We start from the raw sequence: 22,588 nt of genomic DNA on the forward strand, positions 1-22,588 counted from the left end.
GGCCGGACTCACAACAGACAGGATCGGCCAACAGCAACCGTGATCCCTTGGGGGCGGAGGAAAAGGGTCCCGGCCGGGATATCCGACCGGGACCCTTGGACAGAGCTATGTGTTGCCGTGAGCCGCGTGCCGACGAGCTACTCCTCGACGAGCTCAAACTGATCGGGACCGACGCCGCAGACCGGGCACACGTAGTCCTCGGGCAGCTCGGGCGTGTCGACCTCAACCTCGTAGCCACAAACGATGCACACGAACTTATACGTCTTCTTCTCCTCAGCCATGATGTTCTCCTCTCGAACGCGACTGGTGATGTACTTCATCTATTAGTATAGATTCTCAATAATATAATGCAAGTATTTTTAAAACATTTCTAGCCTTGATACGAGGACGCCTTCGGAGGCGTCTTGCCCTTCAGGACCTTATGGTAGTAATCGTAGGTGAGCGGCGTCTCGTCGCTCAGGCGCTCGGCATCCTCGACCTCGCCGATAAACAGTAGATGCGTGCCCACATCCACAGTGTCGATCAAACGGCAGCTAAACAGGGCCGTCGCGTGCTCGGGCACATAGGGCATGCCCAGAGCCGTCTCGCGGGTCTCGTATTTGGCAAACTTGTCATAATCGCTGCTGGTGCGAAATCCAAAGTTGCCAATGTAGAGCATATCCGCCGTCTGGTCGATCACGGTCAGCGCAAAGGCCTTGGCAGTCTCGATCACGCCAGCGGTCACATTTTCCTTGTTTACGGCAACCGAGATGCGAGGTGGTGCTGCCGTCACCTGCACCGCCGTGTTGATAACGCAGCCGGCACGCAGCCCGTCGGCCGCGGCACTCACCACATAGAGCCCACTCGGCATGGTAAAGAACGCAGTTTTGTCCATAACAAGTACTCCCCTAACCCGGGATTGAACCTTAAGGCTGTATGTACCCATAAAAAGCGGCGCCCATAACGGACACCGTCTTTTGGAAATGTATAGCAAAACAGCAAGGAAGACGGGGCGGGCGCGGTAGGGCACCTTCCCGTGAACTCGCTCCTAGCGGTTGCGTTCTTTAAGGGCGCGATCGATTTCGCGTTGAACATCGCGTTTGGCCATGTCCTCGCGCTTGTCGTAGAGCTTTTTGCCTCGGCCCAGGCCCAACAGCAGCTTTACGCGGCCGTCGGTATTAAAGTAGAGCTCCAACGGTACCAGCGCATAACCACGGTTGCGAAGTTTGCCGTCGAGAAAATCAATCTCCTTGCGGTGTAGCAGCAGACGACGACGGCGATCAGGATCGCGATTCCACACGCCGCCATGGCTATAAGGGTGAATATGCAGGCCAACGAGCCAGCACTCGCCGCCACGAATCAGCGCGAAGGTATCGGTGATCTGGCAGGCGCGCTCGCGAATCGACTTGACCTCGGTGCCACTCAGCTCAATGCCGCACTCAAACGTCTCGTCGATAAAGTACTCGTGATGTGCCGAGCGATTCTTGGAAATGAGCTTGCGCTCGCGCTTACTGGGCATCGCCGGCCTCCTTGGCGCCATCGGCGTTTGAGCCCGCGGCGTCGCGCTTTGCCTTGCGCTCAGCATTGAGCTCGGCATCGCTCTCGCGCACCAGTTTGATAATCGCCGCGCAGGCCTCCTCGCCCACCAAATCGCGAGCACGCACCGTCAGGCGCGTCGCCTCCTGCTTGTCGCCGTCGCTTGCAGCATCGGTCGCACACATGATCAGGCAAATGGCAATCTCAGCCGAAGGCGAGGTCGGCACGCCTTGCAGGCTCAGCTCGCCCATCACGTGCTCATCGCTCTCCTCGGCGGCATCGGGGTAGGCAGTATGAATCTTGTTGAGCAGACGCGTCGTATGCGCATCGCCAGGCGCCAGACGCAACGCCAGGCGCGCACAACCCACGGCGGCCGAGACATTCTCGGTCTCGGGCTCCAAGAAGTACTGGCCCAGGTTGGCATAGGCGCGGGCGGCGCACTTGCCATCGCTTGCACGCTCCAGCACCGAGTACGAGAGCGATGCCCATTCCTGCTTGTCCTCGAGCGCGCGGAACAGCTCGGCCAAGTCCAAGCGGTAGTTGCAGTTCATGGGATCCCAACGCACGGCCTGCATCAGGGCATTCCGAGCACTCACATAATCCTGCTGGCGAATGTAGGCAAACGCCATGTCGGAGTACAGGCGGTCAAAGGGAACCTCGACCTGCACCAGCTCGCGCGGATCCTTCTCCACGCGGCGATAGGCCAGGCGCTCAAACTTGCTGTCGAAGCTAAAGTACTGGCGCTTCTCCTCCGTCTTGCACTCAGCGTCGATATACTCCTCGGCGAGCTCCACCAGACGCTCAAGCAGCGGCGTCGCCGTAGCCAGGTCGCCCTGCGCCAGATAGTTCTCGGCATACGTGATGTCTTCCAAGCTGATAGGCAGGTCCATGACAACTCCTCGGTCCGGGCGGCAGACTCAACGCGCGCCTTAAATATCGGTCAATACACAAAACCCGGGTCTCTTACGAGGCCCGGGCGTTCAATTTTGGTAGCCCGTACCAGATTCGAACTGGTGATCTCCGCCTTGAGAGGGCGGCGTCCTAAACCGCTAGACGAACGGGCCATATGTACCAAATGCAATGGCTGGGATGGAGGGAGTCGAACCCCCATTGACGGAACCAGAATCCGCTGTCCTGCCATTAGACGACATCCCAATGACTGCATCGCTGCGCTCGGCTGTGCCTTTGCGCAAGAAAGAAATATACGGGAAGTCCGGCCGTGACGCAAGCCCCAATTTTGACTTTTTTGAAATTCAGTCAAATACGGCCAACACGTGAAGGACCTGTGAAGTCGACCGCTGCACACGAAGGGCAAAACGCCGCGAGCGGTAGCCGTCAACCGTTGGCAGATTCTACCGCGAAAACGATAGCACCAGGCAACACAATCGAAGTATCAATGATCACGTAGATATCGAGGCGCCATGGACGAAGAGCTTGATTACCTATGGGAGACCCTGGGCCTCGAGATCACTGCTGACCTTTGGCCCGAACGGGACAAAATCCATCCCACTCTGCGCCCCGCCATCACGGTGATGCAGGCAAACTACCGCCGTGCATCCTTTTTGATCATGCGGATGTCATGGCACGCGGGACTCCCCGACCTTAAGCGAATCCAGGCAAGCCTCGTCGAGCTGTCCGGTATGCCGACTGTCATATCCGAGGCGCACCTGGAGCAGCGACAGCGCGAGCGACTGCAACAGCAGCGGGTTCCCTTTATCTGCCCCGGCGTTCAGGCATATCTGCCCTTTATGGACGAGGAGTACTGGAGCGGCAAGCCCAACAAGCACGTAAAGGTCTACGATCCGCACGAATGGGCACAGCTCGATGATTGAGCCGAGCGAGCCCGCCGATGGAAAACACGTCCCACCCTGAGCACTCAAAACGGGTCGCACTTTCCGCAGCCGCTACAGCAACGCCTCGACCCAAGCCGATTCCCTAAAGCCGGGAATCGCAAAGTCGTCGCCCACCAACAGCGGACGCTTAACCAGCATGCCGTCGGTCGCCAGCAGCTCGTAGCACTCCCGATCCGTCATGCCCGCATCTAGACGCGCCTTCAGGCCCAGCTCTCGATATTTCATGCCCGACGAATTAAAGAAGCGCCGTACCGGCAGTCCCGAACGAGCAATCCAGGTCGCAAGCTCATCAGCCGTGGGATTGTCCAAAACGATATCGCGGTCGATATACTCTACCCCGTGTTCGTCCAGCCATGCCTTGGCCTTCTTACAGGTCGAGCACTTGGGATATTCAATAAACAGTACGGTCATGGGAATCCTCCGAATATAGATCGGCCAACGCAGGCTCACGCCACACGAGGCGCCTTCGCATGATGGGCCAATTGTAGCCCACGGGTCACACGCTAAACGAACCGTACCCCGAATCCGCGTTTGATGAACGGCAGCAGCTCCATTGCCTCGGGCGTGATATGACCCGCAACGTTCATGCGCTCCTCACCGGGAAGATCGACCCGCGCAATCTCAAGCTCGCCTTCGTAGCGCCCATAGCTGCTATTGCTCACAGCGATCGACCCCGCCTTTCGAAACAGGCCGGCACCGGCATCCATCGGCACGGAATCCGGCTTAAGCGTCGTACGCGACTCCTGAGACCTAAAGATGAGGGTGCTCGAATCGGGTCGGTCGTGATGAATCTGCCCACGCACATAGGCATAACCGGGCTCAAGCTCGCATTGCAGGTCCACGTATCCGGCGGAAACATGAGCAAACTGCGTCCAGCCCGCATCGGAAAGATCGGGGTCGCCGACCAACACAATGTCGCAATCGGCGCCATGTGCAAGCTCAAGCATATTGAGAGCAACCTTTGACGCGCGACCGCGCTGCGCCTCGACCGTCGGCAGTCCCTCGAATACTGGCCCGCGAACGTTAGCATCACCCGGCACAAAAGCCATGATTTCGAATCCAAGCGCCGCAAGACGAAGATTCACCCGAGCAATGTCCTCCAGAGCTAAACCGGTATAAGGCTTGGGGTAAAAATTGTGGCAGGCGGCAAAATGAGTCACATCGGCACCGGCCTCACGCCACGATGCGATTTCATCAGAACTCACCGTCGATGCATTGACCACAATGCGAAATACACCGGACAGCTCCGCGACCCGCCGGGCGCTAAAGCCATAGTCCAAACGAAGGTATTCCAACCCCAGATCGCGCAGGTCCTCGATGCACTCAAGCCCGAGCAAATCGCACGTGCGCGGCCCCACATCGGCAATGAGCGCAATGCCACGGGCGGAAAGCAGCGACAGCACATGACGGACCTTATCGGTATACGCCGCTCCCCCATCCTCGGGAATATGCAGCGAGGTAAACGCATAGCGCGCACCCGCCGCGGCACCGTGCTCAATCGTCCGCTCAATATCCTGCAGAGGACTGGAAAGATAAATCGAAATACCCGTTTTCACGTTTCAACGCTCCTTTAAAAAAGGCCGGCGGAGCAGTTAGCCCCACCGGCACAACCATAGCATCAAGAAATCTGCCGCGCGCCGCGAGCCCTGAGCAACACGGCTCGCGATATCAAACTATTCGCCAAAGAACTCGTTGATCTTCTGCTCGTCGACGCCAAAGAACCACGTCAGGACAAAGCCGGCGGCATAGGCAAGCAGCATAGCGGCAACGTAGCCGAGCTGCTGGCCAGGAACGACGATCAGCAGGCCAAACAGACCGGAAACGCCCTGAGAAACCGTGCCGATGTGAAGCAGCGCCGCGAGCGCGCCGCCAAATCCGGCACCCAGGCAGGCCGTCACAAACGGGCGAACGAGCGGCAGCGTAACGGCATACATCAGAGGCTCGCCCACACCCAGAATGCCAACGGGAATGGACTCTGCGACATACTTCTTGAGCTTGGCGTTCTTGGTCTTAAAGTACAGCGCCAGACCGGCACCGACCTGGCCGCCGCCAGCCATCATAAGGATGGGGAGCAGGTAATTGATGCCCTTGGTAGCGCCGTCGGGATCGTTGAGCATAGCGTGGATCGGCGTGAGCGCCTGATGCAGGCCGACGGAAACCAGCGGCAAGAAGCCTGCCGACAGGATATAGCCGCCCAGGACGCCCAGCTTCTCGAAGATAAAGGTCAAAACGCTAAAGATGGCAGTCGTCAGCCATGCGCCAACCGGCTGGATGACGAGCATCAGAGCAAAGGCGCCGATGATGAGCACCAGCAGCGGGGACAAGAATGTATCGAGTGCGTTGGGCATAACCTTGCGAATCTGACGCTCCATCCAGGCAAAAAATGCGCCAGCGATAAGAGCCGCGATCATGCCGCCCGCTGCGGGGTTGTACTGCGCATTGGTGAGCGGCAGCAGAATGGCAGTGGCTGGATCGGCCGCGCCAGGCGCAAGCAGGGGCATGGCACTGTTAGCGATACACATCATGCCGGCGATGCCGCCCAGCGCAGCGGAGCCGCCAAACTCACGTGCCGCGTTATAGCCCACCAAGATGGGCAGATAGGCAAACAGGGCCCAGCCCATGGAACGAATGCCCTGGTACCACCACTCGCCTGCAAGCGCGCCTGCCGTCGAGACGTTAATGACGTTGCAGATACCGTTGATGAGGCCAGCCGCAATGATGCCGGGAAGCAGGGCAACGAAGACATTGGAAATCTTCTTGAGGAAGGCCTGAACCGGCTTGGACTCGTACTTTGCCTTCTGCGCGGCCTTGTTTGTGGCCGCAGCGTCAACCACGCTCTCGTCGGCAACGCCTTTCGCAAGGCCGGTGAGCTTGGAGAACTCCTCGAGCACCTTATTCACCTTGCCCGGACCCAGCACGATCTGCATCGTGTCGTCCTCGACCAGGCCCATCACGCCGTCGAGTGCCTTAATGCCCTCCGCGTCGACGCTGCCCGTGTCTTTGACGGTCACGCGCAGGCGCGTCATGCACGCCGCGTTTGCCAGCACGTTGTCTTTACCGCCCAAAAGGTCCAGCAGCTTTTGAGCCAGCTCTTTGTTCGTCATAACTCCTCCTTGTATTGGGTATCTCGTCTGGATGTCATATCAGCTCACGCCGCGCACCTATTGGGCATCGGCATTGCTCTTCTCATGGCCACTCACCGCAGCACGGACATGGCCTCGCGCTCGCTCAAGAGCTACCGCAGCCTGCTCGGCATCGCAGTCCAGCAGTACCGAGACAATAGCGGTTTTTACGTGGCCGCCGGCATCTGCAAGCGCCTGAATAGCGCACTCGCGCGTGCAGCCGGTCGCCTCCATCACGATGTTCTGGCCGCGCACCACCAACTTCTCGTTCGTCTGCTGCACATCGACCATCAGGTTTTGGTATACCTTGCCGATCTTGACCATGGCACCGGTCGAAATCATGTTGAGAATGAGCTTTTGAACCGTTCCCGCCTTGAGCCTCGTTGAGCCGGTCAGTACCTCGGGACCGGGCACGGGTTCAATGGCAAGATCTGCGCTCTTCCCGATCTTCGACCCTTGGTTGCAGGCAATTGCAATGGTCTTGCACCCAGTTGCCTTGGCGTACACAAGGCCGCCCACCACATAGGGAGTACGACCGCTTGCCGCCAGGCCAACGACAAGATCCTTGTCCGAGAGTCCACGCCCCCGCAGGTCGCTCGCGCCAAGCTCCTCGCTGTCTTCGGCACCTTCGACAGCCTTGATAAACGCCGTCTCGCCTCCGGCAATGAGCCCGACAATCAGATCGGGTGACACGCCAAACGTGGGCGGACACTCCGAAGCGTCGAGTACACCCAGACGACCGCTGGTGCCTGCACCCATGTAAAAGACGCGCCCGCCGCGCTCGAGTGCCTCAGCAGCCCAGTCGATTGCTGTGGCAACCTGGGGCAACACCTTCGTGACCGACTGGACGGCACGAAGATCCTCATCGTTCATCGTCGTGACGATCTGCAGCGATGTCATCGTATCGAGGTTCATTGACCTTTGATTACGCTGTTCGGTCGTGAATTTTGTTAAATCGAGCATTTCATTCACCTCATCTTTCCTGTTTCTCGATGTAGTTTTGCTTAATGACATGCGTCGCTCGTTCGTAGTCGCTGGCAACGTAAGCAGCGTACAGGGCATCGACAACCATAAGCTGGGCCATACGCGAAGCCATGGCACCGCTGCGGACCAAGGGCTCACTCGCAGCGACGCCGAGCACGGCATCGGCCATGGTGGCAAGCTTGGATGATCCATCTACTTTGGTCACGGCCACAACGGGACAGTTGTGACGTTGGGCCTCGGCGGCGCAGTCCAGCACCTCTTGCGTCAAGCCCGAGTAGCTAAAGGCGATCGCCATATCGCCCTCATGCATGTTCTTGGCACACAAGAGCTGATCATGCCAGTCGTCGTACAGATGGCACTCTTTGTCGACACGCATGAGCTTTTGCGCCAGATCGTGCGCGACCAAACGAGAGGCACCGATACCGAACAGATTGACCGCGCGTGCCCGCTTAAGATAGGCCGCACATCGCTCCAAGACGGTGTAATCGAGCGTTCGCGCCGTCGCTTCGATCGTGCGCACGTTGCTTTTCATCACCTTCCCCACGATACGTTCGACGCTGTCATCCATGGAGATGTCCTCGAGGGCAACGTCTTTCTTGTCACCCAAGAGCGCCAGCTCGGCAATCAGTTCGCGCTGGAACTCCTTGTAGCCCGCAAAACCCAAGCGCTTGCAAAAGCGCAAAATGCTCGAGGGCGAGGAGAACGTGGCATCGGCAAGACCGCGGACGGAAAGCCCGACCACCTCGTGCGGATGAGCGCTTACATATGCGATGACATTGCGTTCCGCCGGGCTCGCGCTGAGCTCACGCTCGCGAAGCCGCAAAAGCAATCCGTTTGCCATCTCAAACACCTCCGTTGAGAAGAATTAAAGACCAACGAACGATTCGTACCGGATACAAACAGCTTTTACGGTACATTGTGCCGCATCGTGGCGCACAAAGGGCGAGCGTTCTACCGCTCGCCCCTCAAATCCGACCGCTCGGAAATACGCGCGACACAAAATAATTCAACAAGGTCGCATTATCAGAAACGGGTTTGTTACCGGCTAGCGCCTCGCATGGGCGCCGATCGGCCGAGTCGCATAGTGCACCAACGCCGCTGCCAGCAATACCAGCAGCATCGCGGTGACATAGCCCGCAGCATCGAATCCTAAGTCGATAACGTCGAAATGCCTGCCGGGAACAAAGATCTTATGCACCTGATCGCCAACGGAGCAGACGGCACAAAAGAGCAACACGGGCACGCAACGGGAGCATACGCTCCACGGACGCCTGGAAAAGCAAACCACGACCACCGAGGCGAACAATCCGACGAAGAAAAACTCTACGGTATGGGCAACGCGACGGACGTTCGTGCCCACCCACATGCGAATGGAAGCAAGTCGGCCAGACCGTACATTCGAGGCAGCCGAATCGGTGCCCCCGGTCATTCCGCTCTCCATCTGAGCTTCACCCGTGGCATCGGCAGCCTGTACGCCCGTAGCTTGACCCTCCACCACACGCGCGGTGGACTCGCTCAGCAACGACGTCTCCACCGCATTTTGCTCCGTCAGCACCCAGATGCCCGTCAGCGTTGCAGCGAACAGAACGATCGCGGTCCATCCGATTATTTGTTTTACGCGCGCCAAGGGCCTACCTCCTTTTTTGAATATCAGCGAGTGTAGCCCCAAATGACATCGCCATCGTATCAAAATTTGAATCGCAACAGGAAGCGACAAAGCGACGCAAACCCCTACCCCGCCTCGCGCATCCAGCGATCAAACGTCCCCACGCACACGCCCAGGCACTTTGCTGCCTGGCTGCGGGTAATATCGCCCGCCTCATAGCTATCCCGTACCAGATCAAACTGAGGAGGGCACGGCTTGCGAGGTCGACCGAAACGGACCCCTCGCGCCCGCGCCGCTGCAATTCCCTCCGCTTGGCGCCGATGGATATTCTCGCGCTCCACCTGCGCCACGTAGCTCAGCAGTTGCAGCACAATATCGGCAATCAGGGCATTAGTCACATCCGGCGTGCCGCTTGCCCTGGCGCGCGTGTCAAGCAATGGCATGTCCAACACCACAATGGCAACCCCGAGCTCCTTGGTAATGCGACGCCATTCCTCAAGAATCTCGGAGTAATTACGACCAAGTCGGTCGATAGAAAGCACCACCAGCACGTCCCCGTCTCCCAGGACGTGCAGCAGCTCGCGATAGCGCGGTCGATCGAAGTCCTTGCCGCTCGCATGGTCGGCATAAATATTCGCCGAGCCCACGCCATAGGCGCCCAGCGCATCCAGCTGCCGATTAAGATTCTGATCGCGCGAACTCACCCGCGCATAACCATACACCGTCGCCATCTCATCCCCGCTTTCTTGTAAACCTGCCAAAAAGGGACAGGTTTATTTTGGTAGGTTTTACCTCTCAAATAGCAGGTAAGCGGGCGGCCGAGCAGACGGCAAGGTAGCCATGATCCAAATGCGGAGGGCGGCCCCGAAAGACCGCCCTCCGCTCTCCCGCCATGAATCGAGATTTGGCTAATGGATAAGCTTAAAGTCCAAGTGCCCGCGCGTGGTATTGACGCGCGAGACCTCGATGATCACGCGCTGCCCCAGCTCGTAACGAGTGCCCGTGTCGGCACCTGTGAGCGTGAGCGCGTCCTCGTCGAACTCGAACCACTCGTTGCCCAGGCTCTTGATCGAAACCAAGCCTTCGACCTGCGTCAGGTCCAAGCGCACAAAGAGGCCCATGCTGCTAACCCACGAGACGGTTCCGGCATAGCGCTCGCCCAGACGGTCCTCATAGTACTGGGCAATCTTGATCTTTTGCGTCGCATGGCTAGCGGCATCTGCCGCGCGCTCGGCATCGCTGCATGCGCGGCAGATCTGCGGCAGAATGCGCGGCAGCGACTCGCGCCCCTTGCCGATCAGCCGCGGCGTACGGACCAGGGCGTCCTTGCCGCCGAGCTGCTCATAGGCCAACTGCAGTTTGAGCACGCGGTGCACCACCAGATCGGGGTAGCGACGGATGGGACTCGTAAAGTGACAGTAGCACGGCGCGGCGAGCGCAAAGTGGCCCTCGTTGCGCGGCTTGTACAGTGCGCGCTGCATGCTGCGCAGAAGCAGCGTGTTGACGAGCGGTGCGTTGGCCGTACCGGCGGCAGCATCAACTGCAGCCTGTAGCTCATCGGGACTCCCCAGGGCGATACCGGCAGCACGGCGATCGTCGATGATGCCTAGCTGCGCCAGCGCAACGGCGGCACCGTGCAGGCTATCGGGGCTCGGATCCTCATGCACGCGATAGCAGGCCTCGATATCACGGTCTGCCAGCCACTCTGCAACGCACTCGTTGGCGAGTAGCATGGCTTCCTCGATAAGCGACGTGGCACACGAACGCTCGCGCGCCACAATCTGCACGGGCACTCCGTCCTCATCCAATAGAGCGCGAATCTCGGCCGTGTCAAAATCGACTGAGCCGCGGGCACGACGAATACGACGGCGAAGTTCGGCGAGTTCGTTGGCGGCGACAAGGAAATCGCCGAGGTCGACGTTATAGCCGCGAGCAGTTTCCTCGCACGCAAGACCGCGCTCAAGCGCCTCCTCGCGCGAGGCCTCAGCAGCCGCAACATCCTCAGCGGCGCCTTCCAGCACCGAATACTCAACAGCGTCGGCACGCACCAGCAGCGCCTCGGCGCCGTCATAGTCCATACGCACACGCGAGCGAATCACGCTGGGGTACGGATCGTAATGCCGCACGCGACCCTGCGCATCGAGCTCAATGTCAACGGTAAACGCAAGACGGTCCTCGTCAGGGCGAAGCGAGCATAGGTCACAGGACAGGCGTTCGGGCAGCATGGGAAGCACGCGATCGGCCAGATACACCGATGTCGTACGATGGCGAGCCTCAAGATCGATATGCCCGTCCCAAGCCACATAGTGAGAAACGTCAGCGATATGCACACCCAGCTTGTAGCCACCCTCGGGCGTGCGCTCAAGCGAAATGGCATCGTCAAAGTCGCGCGCGTCGACCGGGTCGATCGTGATGACAAAGCGGTCGCGCAGATCGCGGCGGAGCGGGTCCTTAAGCGCCGCGGACACATCGAGCGAAAGTCCCTCGGCCTCGTCCAGCGCGGCCTCGGGATAGCTATCGGTATAGCCGTAACGCGTCATCACGTATTGAACGCCCAAATCGGGCGCGTCATCTCCGCCAATGCGGCGTTCGATCGTCACGGTGCCCGATTCCAGGCGCGTCGGGTAGGTCAAAATGCGCGCGACAACGGCATCACCCGGGTGGACGCCCAGACGATCCGCCGAGGTATCCTCGGGCAGAATGAAGAAGTCGGCCTTCAGGCGCGAATCGAGCGGCTCGATCACACCGAGCGGACCAGCGGTCTGGTACGTACCCACCACGCTTATGGCTGCGCGCTCAACCACGCCTTCGATCACGGCGCGCCGCTCACCGTGCGGGCTGTTCTTAATGCTCACGGCAACGGTATCGCCATCCATGATCTCGCGCTTACCGCGGCCCATGACCTTGTAGTCGCCGTTTTCGGTTACAACGTAGGCGCTATGCTCATGGAGCTGCACGCGCCCGGTCAGGCTCGGACGGCGTTCGCTGCGCACCGGCCCGCGCTTATTGCGAGCTCCACGCTTATGCTTGTTATTGCGCCCCATGGCGCCTCCTTGCTATCGATGACGAACTCCAAAGAGTCTACCCAAATGATCCGTTTTCCTGCCGTCCCCTAGAGATCAAAAAACGGGCCGCCCCATAAGAGACGACCCGTTGGAAGGGATGAATTCCAGACATGCCTACACGCGCAGGTAGCGGCGCATGGCTATGGCAGAACCAAAGAGACCGATAATCACACCGACCAGAATCAGCGCAGCATAGGTCACCAGGTAGTACTGCATCGGCAGGGCAAACGACATCCAGCCGATGCTCTCCTGCAAACGCGGAATCATCAGATTGCGCAGCAGCTCCAGAACGCCGATGGAAAGCAGCGAGCCCAAAATGGCCTGCAGTACGCCCTCGGTGATAAACGGGCCGCGAATGAAGCCGTTGCTGGCGCCGACCAGACGCATAATCGCAATCTCACGACGACGCGCCGTGATGGACAGGCGAATCGTGTTGTTGATGAAGATGAATGCGATAAAGGTCAGAAGGCCAACGAGTACCACGGCGGCGATGCGGATGTAGTTGGTCACCTGGAACAGGCGGCTCACTTCCTCCTGGCCGTACAGCACGCTCGCGTTGACGTCGCCGTCATCCGCGATCTTCTGGAAGTCGGCGTTCTTCTTGAGCTTCTCTGCCGTGCTTTCGACCTTGGACGGATCGTCCATCTCAATTGCAAACGAAGCCGGCAGCGGGTTCTGGCCATCGAGCGCGCTCATGGTGGCGTCGGCGTTGCCCGACATCTTGCTCGTATACTCGGCCAGCGCGTCGTCCTTGTCCTTATAGGTCACGGACTTGACGTTATTCCACGTCTTAAGCTCGGCCTCAAAAGCCTGGACATCGGCCTGATCGGCGTCATCGCTAATGAACGCGTTGATGACAACCTGATCCTCGACGGTGCCGATCACGGAGTTCAGCATCGCGGAGCCCATGATGAACAGGCCGATGATAAACAGCGAAAGGAAGATCGTGATGACGGCGCCGAGCGAGGTAGTCCAGTTACGGAAGAAGTGACTGATTGCCTCTTTGAAGGAGTAGCCCACGTTAGTTGGTGCCATAGTTGCCGTAACCTCCCCTCTCCTGGTCGCGGATAACGTGGCCGCCCTCGAGGGCGATCACGCGACGGTGCATGCTATCGACCATCTCGCGGTCGTGCGTGGCGACGATCACGGTGGTGCCGGTGCGGTTAATACGCTCGAGCAGCTTCATGATGCCCAGCGAGATCGCCGGGTCGAGGTTACCCGTGGGCTCGTCGCAGATCAGCAGCGGCGGACGGTTGACCATAGCGCGGGCGACGGCGACGCGCTGCTGCTCGCCACCGGAAAGCTGGTCGGGCAGCGAGTCCATCTGATCGGCCAGACCGACCAGACGCAGCACCTCCGGCACCTGGCTGCGAATGACGCCCTTGGGCTTGCCGATGCACTGCAGGGCAAACGCCACGTTTTCGTAGGCGGTCTTTTGCGGCAGAAGCTTAAAGTCCTGGAACACGGCGCCAATCTGGCGGCGCAGGAACGGAACCTTGCGGTTCTTGATCTTCATGAGGTCCTGACCGGCAACCAAGATGCGGCCGCTCGTCGGCTTGACGTCGCGGTTGAGCGTCGACAGCAGCGTGGTCTTACCCGAGCCGGAATGACCGACCAGGAAGACGAACTCGCCCGGATAGATCTCAATGTTGATGTCGTCAAGTGCAGGCTTGTTGGGCTGTGCCGGATAGATCTTGGTGACATGCTCCATAAGGATGACGGGCTCGACACCGGCCTGCTTGGCCATCTTCTTGCGGCTGGCCTGCGGATCGATGGGCGCAAACACCGACGTAAAATCGGGGTTGTTGAGCGCGTTATCGAGGCTTGCGACCTCGGCTGCCTGATCGCTCTCGACCACCGGGGCAGCAGGCTGCGTGGGATCGGGAATAGCGGCAAAGAGACCGGACTGCGCAGGCTGAGGAACCGGCGTCGCAGGGGCCATGGGGTCGGGAATGCCGGCCATGGTAGGCTGCGGCGTGGCGGCGCCAGCCTGAGGCTGCTCCACGCGAGCAGTCACGGCCTGAACGGGCTCAAAACCCGCCGTGCCGGAAAGCGCGACATCGCTGGTGGGATTGTAGGCAAAGGGATCGGATGCCGGCTGTGCCTGATCTGCCGGCTGAGTGGGGGCCTGAGCAACAGGCTGGCCCTCTGAATCCGGAGTGGCGAAACGACTGCCCTGGACGCCTGTCTGCGTCTTGGGGGCATCATCGCCCGCACCGGAGGTACGGAAGTGGTTACCCACTGGTGCTCCTTATCGTCGTGCGTTTAAACTACATGAGCGCTTTACATTTTAGCAGCATTAGCTTTGCTGCACATAAGAAGCATGGCGGGCTTTGGGATCCCACCGGCCGGGCGCAGGGTTTCCTCCCAAATCGTCCTCGCGCATGGCCGGCATTTGTCCTGCTCCTGCGGAGCTGCGGACGAACGCCGGCCTGCGCTGCGGAAAGATTTGGGAGGAAACCCTGCGCCCGGCCTGCGGCTACTATGGGGCCGACGCACCAACTTGAGATGCTGCGCATACAAAGTTGGAAGGGTCTGAATTGCACTTTGTTGGGATGGGCCCGTTTCCCCATGGGAACTTTACTTGGCAGGGCTCTAATTTAAATTCAACAAAAACAGGGGCGCCCTCTTTGGGGATGCCCCTGTTCTGGCTTGGATGTGGTTGTTGAGACGATACTTTGCCTCGTCTTGCCTTATGCCAGGAACTCCTTGGTGGTCGCCACGATGTTGGCGGCGTCCAGGCCGTACTTGTGCAGGAGCTCGGCACCCGGGCCGGACTCGCCGAAGGTGTCGTTGACACCGATCTTCTTGAGCGGCGTCGGGCACTGCTCACACAGGACGTCGGCAACGGCGCTGCCCAGGCCACCGATCACAGAGTGCTCCTCGACGGTCACGACGTGGCCGGTCTTGGTGGCGCTCTTGACGATCAGATCGGCATCGATGGGCTTGATGGTGTGCATGTTGATGACCTCGGCGTCGATGCCCTCGGCAGCGAGCTGCTCGGCGGCCTCGAGAGCCTCGCCGACCATCAGGCCGCAGGCGATGATGGTCACATCGGCGCCCTCGCGCATGATAATGCCCTTACCCAACTCGAACTTATAGGTCTCGGGGTCGTTGATAACCGGCGAGGCCAAACGGGCAAAGCGCATGTACACCGGACCGTCGCACTCGTAGGCGGCGCGCGTCACGGCACGGGCCTCGACGTCGTCGGCAGGAACGATCACAGTCATGCCGGGGATGACGCGCATCAGGGCGATATCCTCGCAGCACTGGTGCGTGGCACCATCCTCGCCCACCGAGATACCGGCGTGCGTGGCACCGATCTTAACGTTGAGGTGCGGGTAGCCGATGGAGTTACGAACCTGCTCAAAGGCGCGACCGGCAGCGAACATGGCAAAGGTACTCGCGAAGGCAACACGACCGGTGGTCGCGATACCGGCGGCGACGCCCATCAGGTTGCTCTCGGCAATGCCCACATCGAAGAAGCGGTCGGGGCAGGCCGCCTTGAACTTACCGGTCTGCGTGGCGGCGGCCAGGTCGGCGTCGAGGACCACAAAGTCATCGTGCTCGTTGGCGAGCTCGACGAGGGCCTCGCCGTAGCTTACACGCGTGGCAATTTTCTTGACGTCTGCCATCCTAGAGCTCCTCTCCGGCGGCCGTGAGCTCTGCCATGGCCTGCTCAAACTGTTCATCATTGGGGGCCTTGCCGTGCCAACCAACCTGGTTCTCCATAAAGGACACGCCCTTGCCTTTCAGGGTCTCGGCGATAATGGCGGTCGGCTGGCCCTTGGTAGCGCGAGCCTCGGCAAAGGCGGCGCGGATCTGATCGAAATCGTTGCCGTCGGCAAGCTCCACCACGTGGAACTTAAAGGCGCGGAACTTGTCGGCGAGCGGCATGGGGTCGTTGACCTCCTCGACGGGACCGTCGATCTGCAGGCCGTTGTGGTCGACGATCACACAGAGGTTGTCGAGCTGCTGGTTGCCGGCAAACATGGCGGCCTCCCAGACCTGGCCCTCCTCGCTCTCGCCGTCGCCCAGCAGGGCGTACGTGCGATAAGTATCGCCCCAGTGCTTGGCGGCAACGGCCATGCCCACGGCGGCGGAGATGCCCTGGCCGAGCGAACCGGTGGACATGTCAACGCCCGGAGTGTCGTTCATGTTGGGATGACCCTGCAGGTGGCTGCCGATGTGGCGCAGCGTCTCAAGATCCTCCTTGGGGAAGAACCCACGCTCGGCGAGCACAGCGTACAGACCAGGTGCACAGTGGCCCTTGGAAAGCACAAAGCGATCGCGGTCGGCCTTGCGGGGATGGGCCGGGTCGACGTTCATTCCCTCAAAGTACAGATAGGTCATGATGTCGGCAGCGCCGAGCGAACCGCCCGGATGGCCGGACTTGGCAGCGTGCACGCCGGTGACGATGCCCTTCCTTACCTCGTTGGCAACCTTTTTGAGCTCTTCGTCGCTCATTGTGCCTTCCTTTCATCCTCATTAGACAAAATGCGCACGGCACCGAAGGTAATCCCAACACAGCCGCAATGCACGTACGTCATTCATTATGCTGGAAACTGATGGCTTTACCAGAGTTTTTATCATTATTTGAACAATTTAGCAGGCAGAACCGCTGATGAAACGGTTTATCAATGTGAACGTCTTTTGGATGGGACGCGGTCGGCCCTACGCGCTAATGTCCTTGAATCCCTCGCCGAAAGCTTCCGTAACGTCGGCGACCGTCACAATGGCGTGAGGATCGCGCTCGCGCACGATCGTCTTGAGGGTATTGAGCTCTCGACGGTTCACGATGACCATGATCACCGGCTTCTCGGCACCCGAATACATGCCAGTCGCCTTAAACTTGGTACAACCACGACCCAGGCCATACATGATATCGGCAGCGATATCAGGGAACTTGTCCGAGATGATGAGTACCATACGGCGTTTGTTGCCACCATCGACCACGGCATCGATCACGTAGCCGCTAATGACCATCGAAAGGCCTGCATATAGTGCATTTTCGACTGAAAAGACCGGAGCCGACAGCGCGCATACGGCAACATCGATCGCCATGACGGTCGAGCCCACGGGCAGCGAGGTATTACGCGAGATGATTTGGCCAATCGTGTCCGAGCCGCCGGTGTTGGCGCCGGCGCGCAGCACCATGCCATAGCCGATGCCCGTGATAATGCCGCCCCACATAGCGGGCAGCATCAGATCGGCATGTGCCAGCGGCGCCACAAACGGAGCGAACAGGTCGGTGAAAAAACCCAGCAGCACAAAACCGGTCGCCGTCTGCACCACGTAGAACATGCCACCCTCGCGCATAACAACCAGCAGCAGCAAGGCATTCATCACGATGGTCTGGATACCGACGGGAAGCGATATGCCATGCGAGGCGCCGACCGCCTGAATAATGGTGGCAAGGCCTGTGACGCCGCCGGCGGCAAGGCCGTTGGGGATCAAAAACAAGTCTGTCGCGATAGCTGCCAGGGCGCAGCCAAACATAATCTTGGGCAAGTCATGAAAGAAGTTCATCGAAAGAATGCGCTTGATGTCCAGACGATATGCCATACTGCCTCCCTCAAAAAAGCGCACCCAAACGAGTGCGCTTTGAACTTCTTGCTGTATTCGATTCTACCGATTCACCGGGCAAATACCACCCCTGCGAAGTGTTTGCATCGACCCGGAGCCAATCATGTGCCTAGGCAGACGATGCTTCCGCATCGGCGTTGCCGGTTGCCCAACGATGGTAGCCGATCACAAACGGATCCAGATCGCCATCGTCGAGAACGGCCTCGACGTTGCTGGTCTCCACGCCCGTGCGCAGGTCCTTGACCATCTGATACGGGTAGAGCACGTAGCTGCGAATCTGGTTGCCAAAACCGATCGTGGTCTTGGGCCCGCGAATCTCATCCAGGGCCTCGGCGCGCTTCTCGAGCTCGATCTCGTACAGACGGGCCTTGAGAATCTGCATGCACGCGGCCTTGTTTTGAATCTGGCTGCGCTCGTTTTGGCAAGTGACAACGATGCCGCTGGGAAAATGCGTAACGCGTACGGCGGAGTCGGTGGTGTTGACGCCCTGACCGCCCGGGCCGCTCGCGTGATACACGTCCACACGGATATCGTCGGGACTGATCTCGATGTCGATATCGTCAGGCAGCACGGGAATGACCTCGACGCCGGCAAACGTGGTCTGGCGGCGCTTCTTGTCGTCGGTGGGGCTAATGCGCACCAGACGGTGGACGCCGGCCTCGGCGCGCAGCATGCCAAACGCGTCCTTGCCCTCGACGGTAAAGGTCGCACGGTCGATGCCGATGACCTCAGCCGCGGGACAGTCGTTAATGGTGACCTTCCAGCCGCGACGCTGGCAGTACTTCATGTACATCTTAAAGAGCATGAAGGTCCAGTCCTGCGCCTCCAGGCCACCCTGTCCGGGCTTGATGGTCACAATCGCGTCGCCGTGATCGAACTCACCGGTAAACCAGCTCGAAAGCTCGAGCTCGTCGATAGCGCGGGCCAGGCGTTCTGCCGTAGCGGCAGCCTCCTCGCGCAATGCGGCGGCATCGGGGTCGTCGCCCATCTCCTCGGCAAGCTCCAGCGCCGCGCGGGCGTCAGATAGCTCGCCGCGCGCGGTATCCACGGCAGCGATATCTTCCTTGGCGCGAGCGATCTCCTCCATGGTTGCGCGAGCGGCGTCGGCGTCATCCCAAAAGCCGGGGGCCACGCTTTTTGCCTCGAGCTCGGTCACGCGCGTGCGCTTCTCGTCCAAATGAAGATACAACTCGACCTCGCCGAGCCGGTCCGCAAACGCGTCCAGCTCGGCGGGCGTTACCTCTAAAGCCTCGGCCATTAACGATTCCTGCCGTGGCAGTACTTGAACTTCTTGCCGCTGCCGCAGGGGCAAAGGTCGTTGCGGCCCACGTTGACATAAGGGTCATCGCTCTCGGACTTGCGGTAGGTGGTCACCTTGCCGCCGTTGTTGACAGCAGCCGGGCCTCCCTGGACGGCCGTACGAGCCTGAACCTGTGCCTGCTTGCGCAGCACCGAGCTGCCGTTGTCGCCATCGACGTCGGCGGGGCCGGAGAAGCGCGCACCCTCGAGCGCGGGGTCCTCCTTGTGCTCCACGGCCTGCGGGGCGGCCTTGATCTCGATGCGCAGAACGGTGCGCAGGTAATCCTCGTACATGGTGTCAACGAGCATCTGGAAGGCACCATAAGCCTCAGTCTTGTACTCGACCAGCGGGTCGCGCTGGCCAAAGCCGCGCAGTCCGATACCGGTCTTGAGGTAGTCCATCTCCTGCAGGTAGTTCATCCAGCGGGTATCGATGACGCGCAGCATGACCTGAGTGTTGAGCTCGCGCATGAGGTCCTCACCCAGGCGCTCGGCCTTCATGTTGTAGCACTTCTCAACGTATGCCAGGACATCGGCAGCCAGGGCCTCGAAGTCCTCGTCGGGGAACTTGGGCGTATCGATATGCCCGGTGAGCTCCACGACCCACTTGCGCAGGCCCTCGAGATCGCGCTCGCCATCGTGGCTGTCCTTGGTGCAGAACTCCTGCACGCAGCGGTACACGGTGTCGTGCATGACCTCGGTGATGTGGTCGGTCAGGTCCTTGCCGTCCAGAATCTTGTTGCGCTCGGCGTAGATGACCTGGCGCTGCTTGTTCATGACGTCGTCGTACTCAAGAACGCTCTTGCGCATGGAGAAGTTGATGCTCTCGACCTTGTGCTGGGCGCTCTCAACGGCCTTGGAGATGATCTTGTGCTGGATGGGCATGTCGTCGCCCATGTCGGCGGTAACCATCATCTTGGAGACGCGGTCCATCTTGTCGCCGCCGAACAGGCGCATGAGGTCGTCCTCGAGCGACAAGTAGAACTGAGTCTCGCCCGGATCGCCCTGACGACCGGAGCGGCCGCGCAGCTGGTTGTCGATACGACGGGACTCATGGCGCTCGGTGCCGATGACGGTCAGGCCGCCGGCGGCAAGCACGCGCTCGCGCTCGGCCTTGCAGGTCTCCTTGGCCTCGGCGTTAAACTGCTCGAGCTGCTCGGGCGTCACGTCCTCCATGGTCAGGCCCTCGTACTCAAGGCGCTCGCGCACCAGCTCGTCGGGGTTGCCACCCAGCAGAATGTCGGTACCACGACCGGCCATGTTAGTAGCGATGGTCACGGCGCCGTAGCGTCCGGCCTGGGCAACGATATGAGCCTCGCGCTCGTGATGCTTAGCGTTGAGGACCTCGTGCGCGATGCCGCGCTTGGTAAGGGCGGCCGACAGCTTCTCGGAGCTTTCGATGGAGACGGTGCCCACCAGGACCGGCTGGCCCTTGGCGTGACGTCGCTCGACGTCGTCGGCAACGGCGTTGTACTTGGCCTGGATGGTGCGGTACACCAGATCCTCGTGGTCAACACGCTGAACGGGCTTGTTGGAGGGGATGACCTCGACGGGCAGCTTGTAGATCTCGCGGAACTCGGCGTCCTCGGTGAGTGCCGTACCGGTCATGCCGGAGAGCTTGTCATACAGGCGGAAGTAGTTCTGCAGGGTGATGGTGGCAAGGGTCTGGTTCTCCTCGCGCACGAGCACGCCCTCTTTGGCCTCGATGGCCTGATGCAGGCCCTCGGAGTAGCGGCGGCCTTCCATGATGCGACCGGTGAACTCGTCGACGATCTTGACCTCGCCGTTAGTGACCACGTACTGCTTGTCGCGATGGAACATGTACTGAGCCTTCAGCGCCTGCTGCAGGTGGTTGACCAGCTGGCCCGAAAGGTCGGCATAGATGTCCTCGATGCCCAGGCGGCGCTCGATCTTCTTAAGGCCGCGCTCGGTGGCGGCGATGGTGTGCTTGGCCTCGTCCATGACGTAGTCGCCCGTGGGCTCGACGTCCTCGGTGGCGGTGAGCATGTCGTGCGACACGTCCTCACCGCGCTCCAGGCCGCGCACGGCACGCGCGAAGTCCTTGTAGGTGCTGGCGGACTTGGTGCCGGCGCCCGAGATGATGAGCGGCGTTCTGGCCTCGTCGATCAAGATGGAGTCGACCTCGTCGACGATGGCGTAATGGTGGCCGCGCTGTACGCGCTGCTCGGGGCGGGTGACCATGTTGTCGCGCAGGTAGTCGAAACCGAACTCGGAGTTGGTGCCGTAGGTGACGTCTGCCTGGTAGGCCGGGCGCTTGAGTTCGAGCGGCATGTTGTTCTGGAGCAGACCGACGGTCATTCCCAGGTACTTGTAGATGCGGCCCATCCACTCGGAGTCGCGCTTTGCCAGGTAATCGTTGACAGTAACGACATGCACGCCCTTGCCAGCGATAGCGTTGAGGTAGCCGGCCAAGGTGGAGACCAGGGTCTTGCCCTCGCCGGTCTTCATCTCGGCAATGTGGCCCTCGTGAAGCGCCATGGCGCCGATAAGCTGTACATCAAAGTGACGCATGCCCGTGATGCGCTTTGAAGCCTCGCGCACGGTGGCAAAAGCCTCGGGGAGCATATCGTCGAGCGACTCGCCGTTGGCGTATCGCTCGCGGAACTTATCGGTCTGGGCGCGGAGCTCCTCCTCGGTCATCTTCTCAAACTGGGGCTCAAGACCGTTGATCTCGTCGACGATCTTGTAGTAGCGCTTCAGGTCCTTATCGGATCCAAAGGACAGCAGCTTTGACATGAATCCCATGTGGTTTTCCTTTTTTGGCCATCGCCCGTGCCATGCAGCCTTGGGCGAGTTAAACACAGATAAATGTACTTTAGCCAAACAAGGCGCGGCCTATACGGTCGACCTCGACCGCCACGTAATAACTACGACCCGACCGACCTGCCAAAAAGGGACTGGTTTATTTTGGCAGGTTTTATCTGGGAAAACGCCGTCACTCTGCCATTTGGTGCAAACCAACCCGTCCCCTTCGCACCAATCTGGTGCAATGGGAACGGGTTAGCCTGCACCAATAAAAAGAAAAGGGCCGCGCACCCAAACGGATGCGCGGCCCTTATGCCATGAATGCGAGCGATTCCGCGGCGAGCTATTTACTCAGCAGCCTCGGTGGTCTCGGCCTCGGCAGCGGCCTCCTCGACGGGAGCCTCTGCAGGAGCCTCGGCGGCCTGCTTGGCAGCCTCCTCGGCGAACTTAGCGGCACGCTTAGCCTTCTCGGCAGCCTTAGCCTCAGCGGCGGCCTTGCGAGCGGCCTCGGCCTCAGCAGCCTTGGCGGCCTTGGCAGCCTTGGCCTCCTCGGCCTTCTTGAGCTGGGCGGCAGCGGCGCCACCGAACTTGTCGGCGAAGCGCTGGACGCGTCCACCGGTGTCGACGAACTTCTGCTGGCCGGTGTAGAACGGGTGGCACTCGTTGCAAAGCTCGACCTTCATCTCGGACACGGTAGCGTGCGTCTTGAAGGTGTTGCCGCAGGAGCACGTCACCGTGCACTCGACATACTGGGGATGGATACCCTGCTTCATGGTAGGACTCCTTATTAGT

The 22,588-nt window shown here is 60.0% G+C and carries 21 protein-coding genes and 2 tRNA genes; 1 reads left to right on the forward strand and 22 read right to left on the reverse strand.

Going from position 1 to position 22,588, the window contains the following annotated elements:
• Window positions 1-137: 137 nt before the first annotated feature.
• The 6 genes from DWW73_RS00805 to DWW73_RS00830 all read right to left on the reverse strand — a co-directional run bounded on the left by DWW73_RS00805 (window position 138) and on the right by DWW73_RS00830 (window position 2,670).
• Window positions 138-281, reverse strand: a complete 144-nt coding sequence (locus DWW73_RS00805) for a rubredoxin-like domain-containing protein (RefSeq protein WP_117638060.1) — start codon at window positions 279-281, stop codon at window positions 138-140.
• Between the two features lie 89 nt (window positions 282-370).
• Window positions 371-874, reverse strand: coding sequence for a flavin reductase family protein (locus tag DWW73_RS00810; protein ID WP_117778498.1), 504 nt, complete (start codon window positions 872-874; stop codon window positions 371-373).
• Window positions 875-1,027: 153 nt separating this feature from the next.
• Window positions 1,028-1,498, reverse strand: a complete 471-nt coding sequence (gene smpB / locus DWW73_RS00815; protein ID WP_006235325.1) for an SsrA-binding protein SmpB — start codon at window positions 1,496-1,498, stop codon at window positions 1,028-1,030.
• Complete coding sequence (locus DWW73_RS00820) at window positions 1,488-2,405, reverse strand: hypothetical protein (protein WP_117778499.1); 918 nt, start codon at window positions 2,403-2,405, stop codon at window positions 1,488-1,490. The genes smpB and DWW73_RS00820 overlap by 11 nt, the downstream gene beginning before the upstream one ends.
• A 97-nt stretch (window positions 2,406-2,502) precedes the next feature.
• Window positions 2,503-2,579, reverse strand: a tRNA-Glu gene (locus DWW73_RS00825).
• 17 nt (window positions 2,580-2,596) lie between these two features.
• Window positions 2,597-2,670 (reverse strand) — tRNA-Gln (locus DWW73_RS00830).
• 266 nt (window positions 2,671-2,936) lie between these two features.
• Here DWW73_RS00830 and DWW73_RS00835 point away from each other — a divergent pair.
• Window positions 2,937-3,347 carry a hypothetical protein gene (locus DWW73_RS00835; RefSeq protein WP_117778500.1) on the forward strand — a complete coding sequence of 137 codons (411 nt, stop codon included), beginning with the start codon at window positions 2,937-2,939 and terminating at the stop codon, window positions 3,345-3,347.
• Window positions 3,348-3,419: 72 nt separating this feature from the next.
• Here DWW73_RS00835 and DWW73_RS00840 read toward each other — a convergent pair whose 3' ends face one another.
• From DWW73_RS00840 to rpmE, 16 genes are all read right to left on the reverse strand, one after another.
• The gene (locus DWW73_RS00840) at window positions 3,420-3,779 is read right to left on the reverse strand and encodes an arsenate reductase family protein (RefSeq protein ID WP_117778501.1); all 360 of its coding nucleotides are present in this window, start codon (window positions 3,777-3,779) and stop codon (window positions 3,420-3,422) included.
• 92 nt (window positions 3,780-3,871) lie between these two features.
• Window positions 3,872-4,924 (reverse strand): MupG family TIM beta-alpha barrel fold protein, encoded by a 1,053-nt coding sequence (locus tag DWW73_RS00845; protein WP_117778502.1) that lies wholly within the window; start codon window positions 4,922-4,924, stop codon window positions 3,872-3,874.
• 117 nt (window positions 4,925-5,041) lie between these two features.
• Window positions 5,042-6,472, reverse strand: a complete 1,431-nt coding sequence (locus DWW73_RS00850) for a PTS transporter subunit EIIC (RefSeq protein WP_117778503.1) — start codon at window positions 6,470-6,472, stop codon at window positions 5,042-5,044.
• A gap of 57 nt (window positions 6,473-6,529) precedes the next feature.
• Window positions 6,530-7,453, reverse strand: a complete 924-nt coding sequence (gene murQ, locus DWW73_RS00855; protein ID WP_117778638.1) for an N-acetylmuramic acid 6-phosphate etherase — start codon at window positions 7,451-7,453, stop codon at window positions 6,530-6,532.
• A 10-nt stretch (window positions 7,454-7,463) separates the two neighbouring features.
• Window positions 7,464-8,315 carry a MurR/RpiR family transcriptional regulator gene (locus DWW73_RS00860; RefSeq protein WP_117778504.1) on the reverse strand — a complete coding sequence of 284 codons (852 nt, stop codon included), beginning with the start codon at window positions 8,313-8,315 and terminating at the stop codon, window positions 7,464-7,466.
• A gap of 204 nt (window positions 8,316-8,519) precedes the next feature.
• Window positions 8,520-9,101: a VanZ family protein gene (locus DWW73_RS00865; protein ID WP_117778505.1), complete on the reverse strand. Its 582-nt coding sequence runs from the start codon at window positions 9,099-9,101 to the stop codon at window positions 8,520-8,522.
• Between the two features lie 104 nt (window positions 9,102-9,205).
• Complete coding sequence (locus DWW73_RS00870) at window positions 9,206-9,811, reverse strand: recombinase family protein (RefSeq protein ID WP_117638065.1); 606 nt, start codon at window positions 9,809-9,811, stop codon at window positions 9,206-9,208.
• Window positions 9,812-9,988: 177 nt separating this feature from the next.
• A complete protein-coding gene (locus DWW73_RS00875; protein ID WP_117778506.1) occupies window positions 9,989-12,124 on the reverse strand; it encodes a ribonuclease R family protein in 2,136 nt (711 codons plus the stop codon).
• A 135-nt stretch (window positions 12,125-12,259) separates the two neighbouring features.
• Complete coding sequence (gene ftsX, locus DWW73_RS00880; RefSeq protein WP_117778507.1) at window positions 12,260-13,180, reverse strand: permease-like cell division protein FtsX; 921 nt, start codon at window positions 13,178-13,180, stop codon at window positions 12,260-12,262.
• A complete protein-coding gene (ftsE, locus tag DWW73_RS00885) occupies window positions 13,167-14,387 on the reverse strand; it encodes a cell division ATP-binding protein FtsE (protein ID WP_117759469.1) in 1,221 nt (406 codons plus the stop codon). The genes ftsX and ftsE overlap by 14 nt, the downstream gene beginning before the upstream one ends.
• A gap of 451 nt (window positions 14,388-14,838) precedes the next feature.
• Window positions 14,839-15,780, reverse strand: a complete 942-nt coding sequence (locus tag DWW73_RS00890) for a transketolase family protein (protein ID WP_117778508.1) — start codon at window positions 15,778-15,780, stop codon at window positions 14,839-14,841.
• Between the two features lies 1 nt (window position 15,781).
• Window positions 15,782-16,612: a transketolase gene (locus DWW73_RS00895; RefSeq protein WP_117778509.1), complete on the reverse strand. Its 831-nt coding sequence runs from the start codon at window positions 16,610-16,612 to the stop codon at window positions 15,782-15,784.
• Window positions 16,613-16,819: 207 nt separating this feature from the next.
• Window positions 16,820-17,710 (reverse strand): YitT family protein, encoded by an 891-nt coding sequence (locus DWW73_RS00900; protein ID WP_117778510.1) that lies wholly within the window; start codon window positions 17,708-17,710, stop codon window positions 16,820-16,822.
• A 130-nt stretch (window positions 17,711-17,840) separates the two neighbouring features.
• Entirely contained in the window at window positions 17,841-18,989 is a 1,149-nt protein-coding gene (gene prfB / locus DWW73_RS00905; RefSeq protein ID WP_117778511.1) for a peptide chain release factor 2, read from the reverse strand.
• Window positions 18,989-21,796, reverse strand: a complete 2,808-nt coding sequence (gene secA / locus DWW73_RS00910) for a preprotein translocase subunit SecA (protein WP_117778512.1) — start codon at window positions 21,794-21,796, stop codon at window positions 18,989-18,991. Before secA ends, prfB begins: the two co-directional genes overlap by 1 nt.
• 347 nt (window positions 21,797-22,143) lie before the next feature.
• Window positions 22,144-22,569, reverse strand: coding sequence for a 50S ribosomal protein L31 (gene rpmE, locus DWW73_RS00915; protein ID WP_006235303.1), 426 nt, complete (start codon window positions 22,567-22,569; stop codon window positions 22,144-22,146).
• Window positions 22,570-22,588 lie beyond the last annotated feature (19 nt).

Source organism: Collinsella sp. AF16-8, assembly GCF_003462695.1.
Classification (GTDB): domain Bacteria; phylum Actinomycetota; class Coriobacteriia; order Coriobacteriales; family Coriobacteriaceae; genus Collinsella.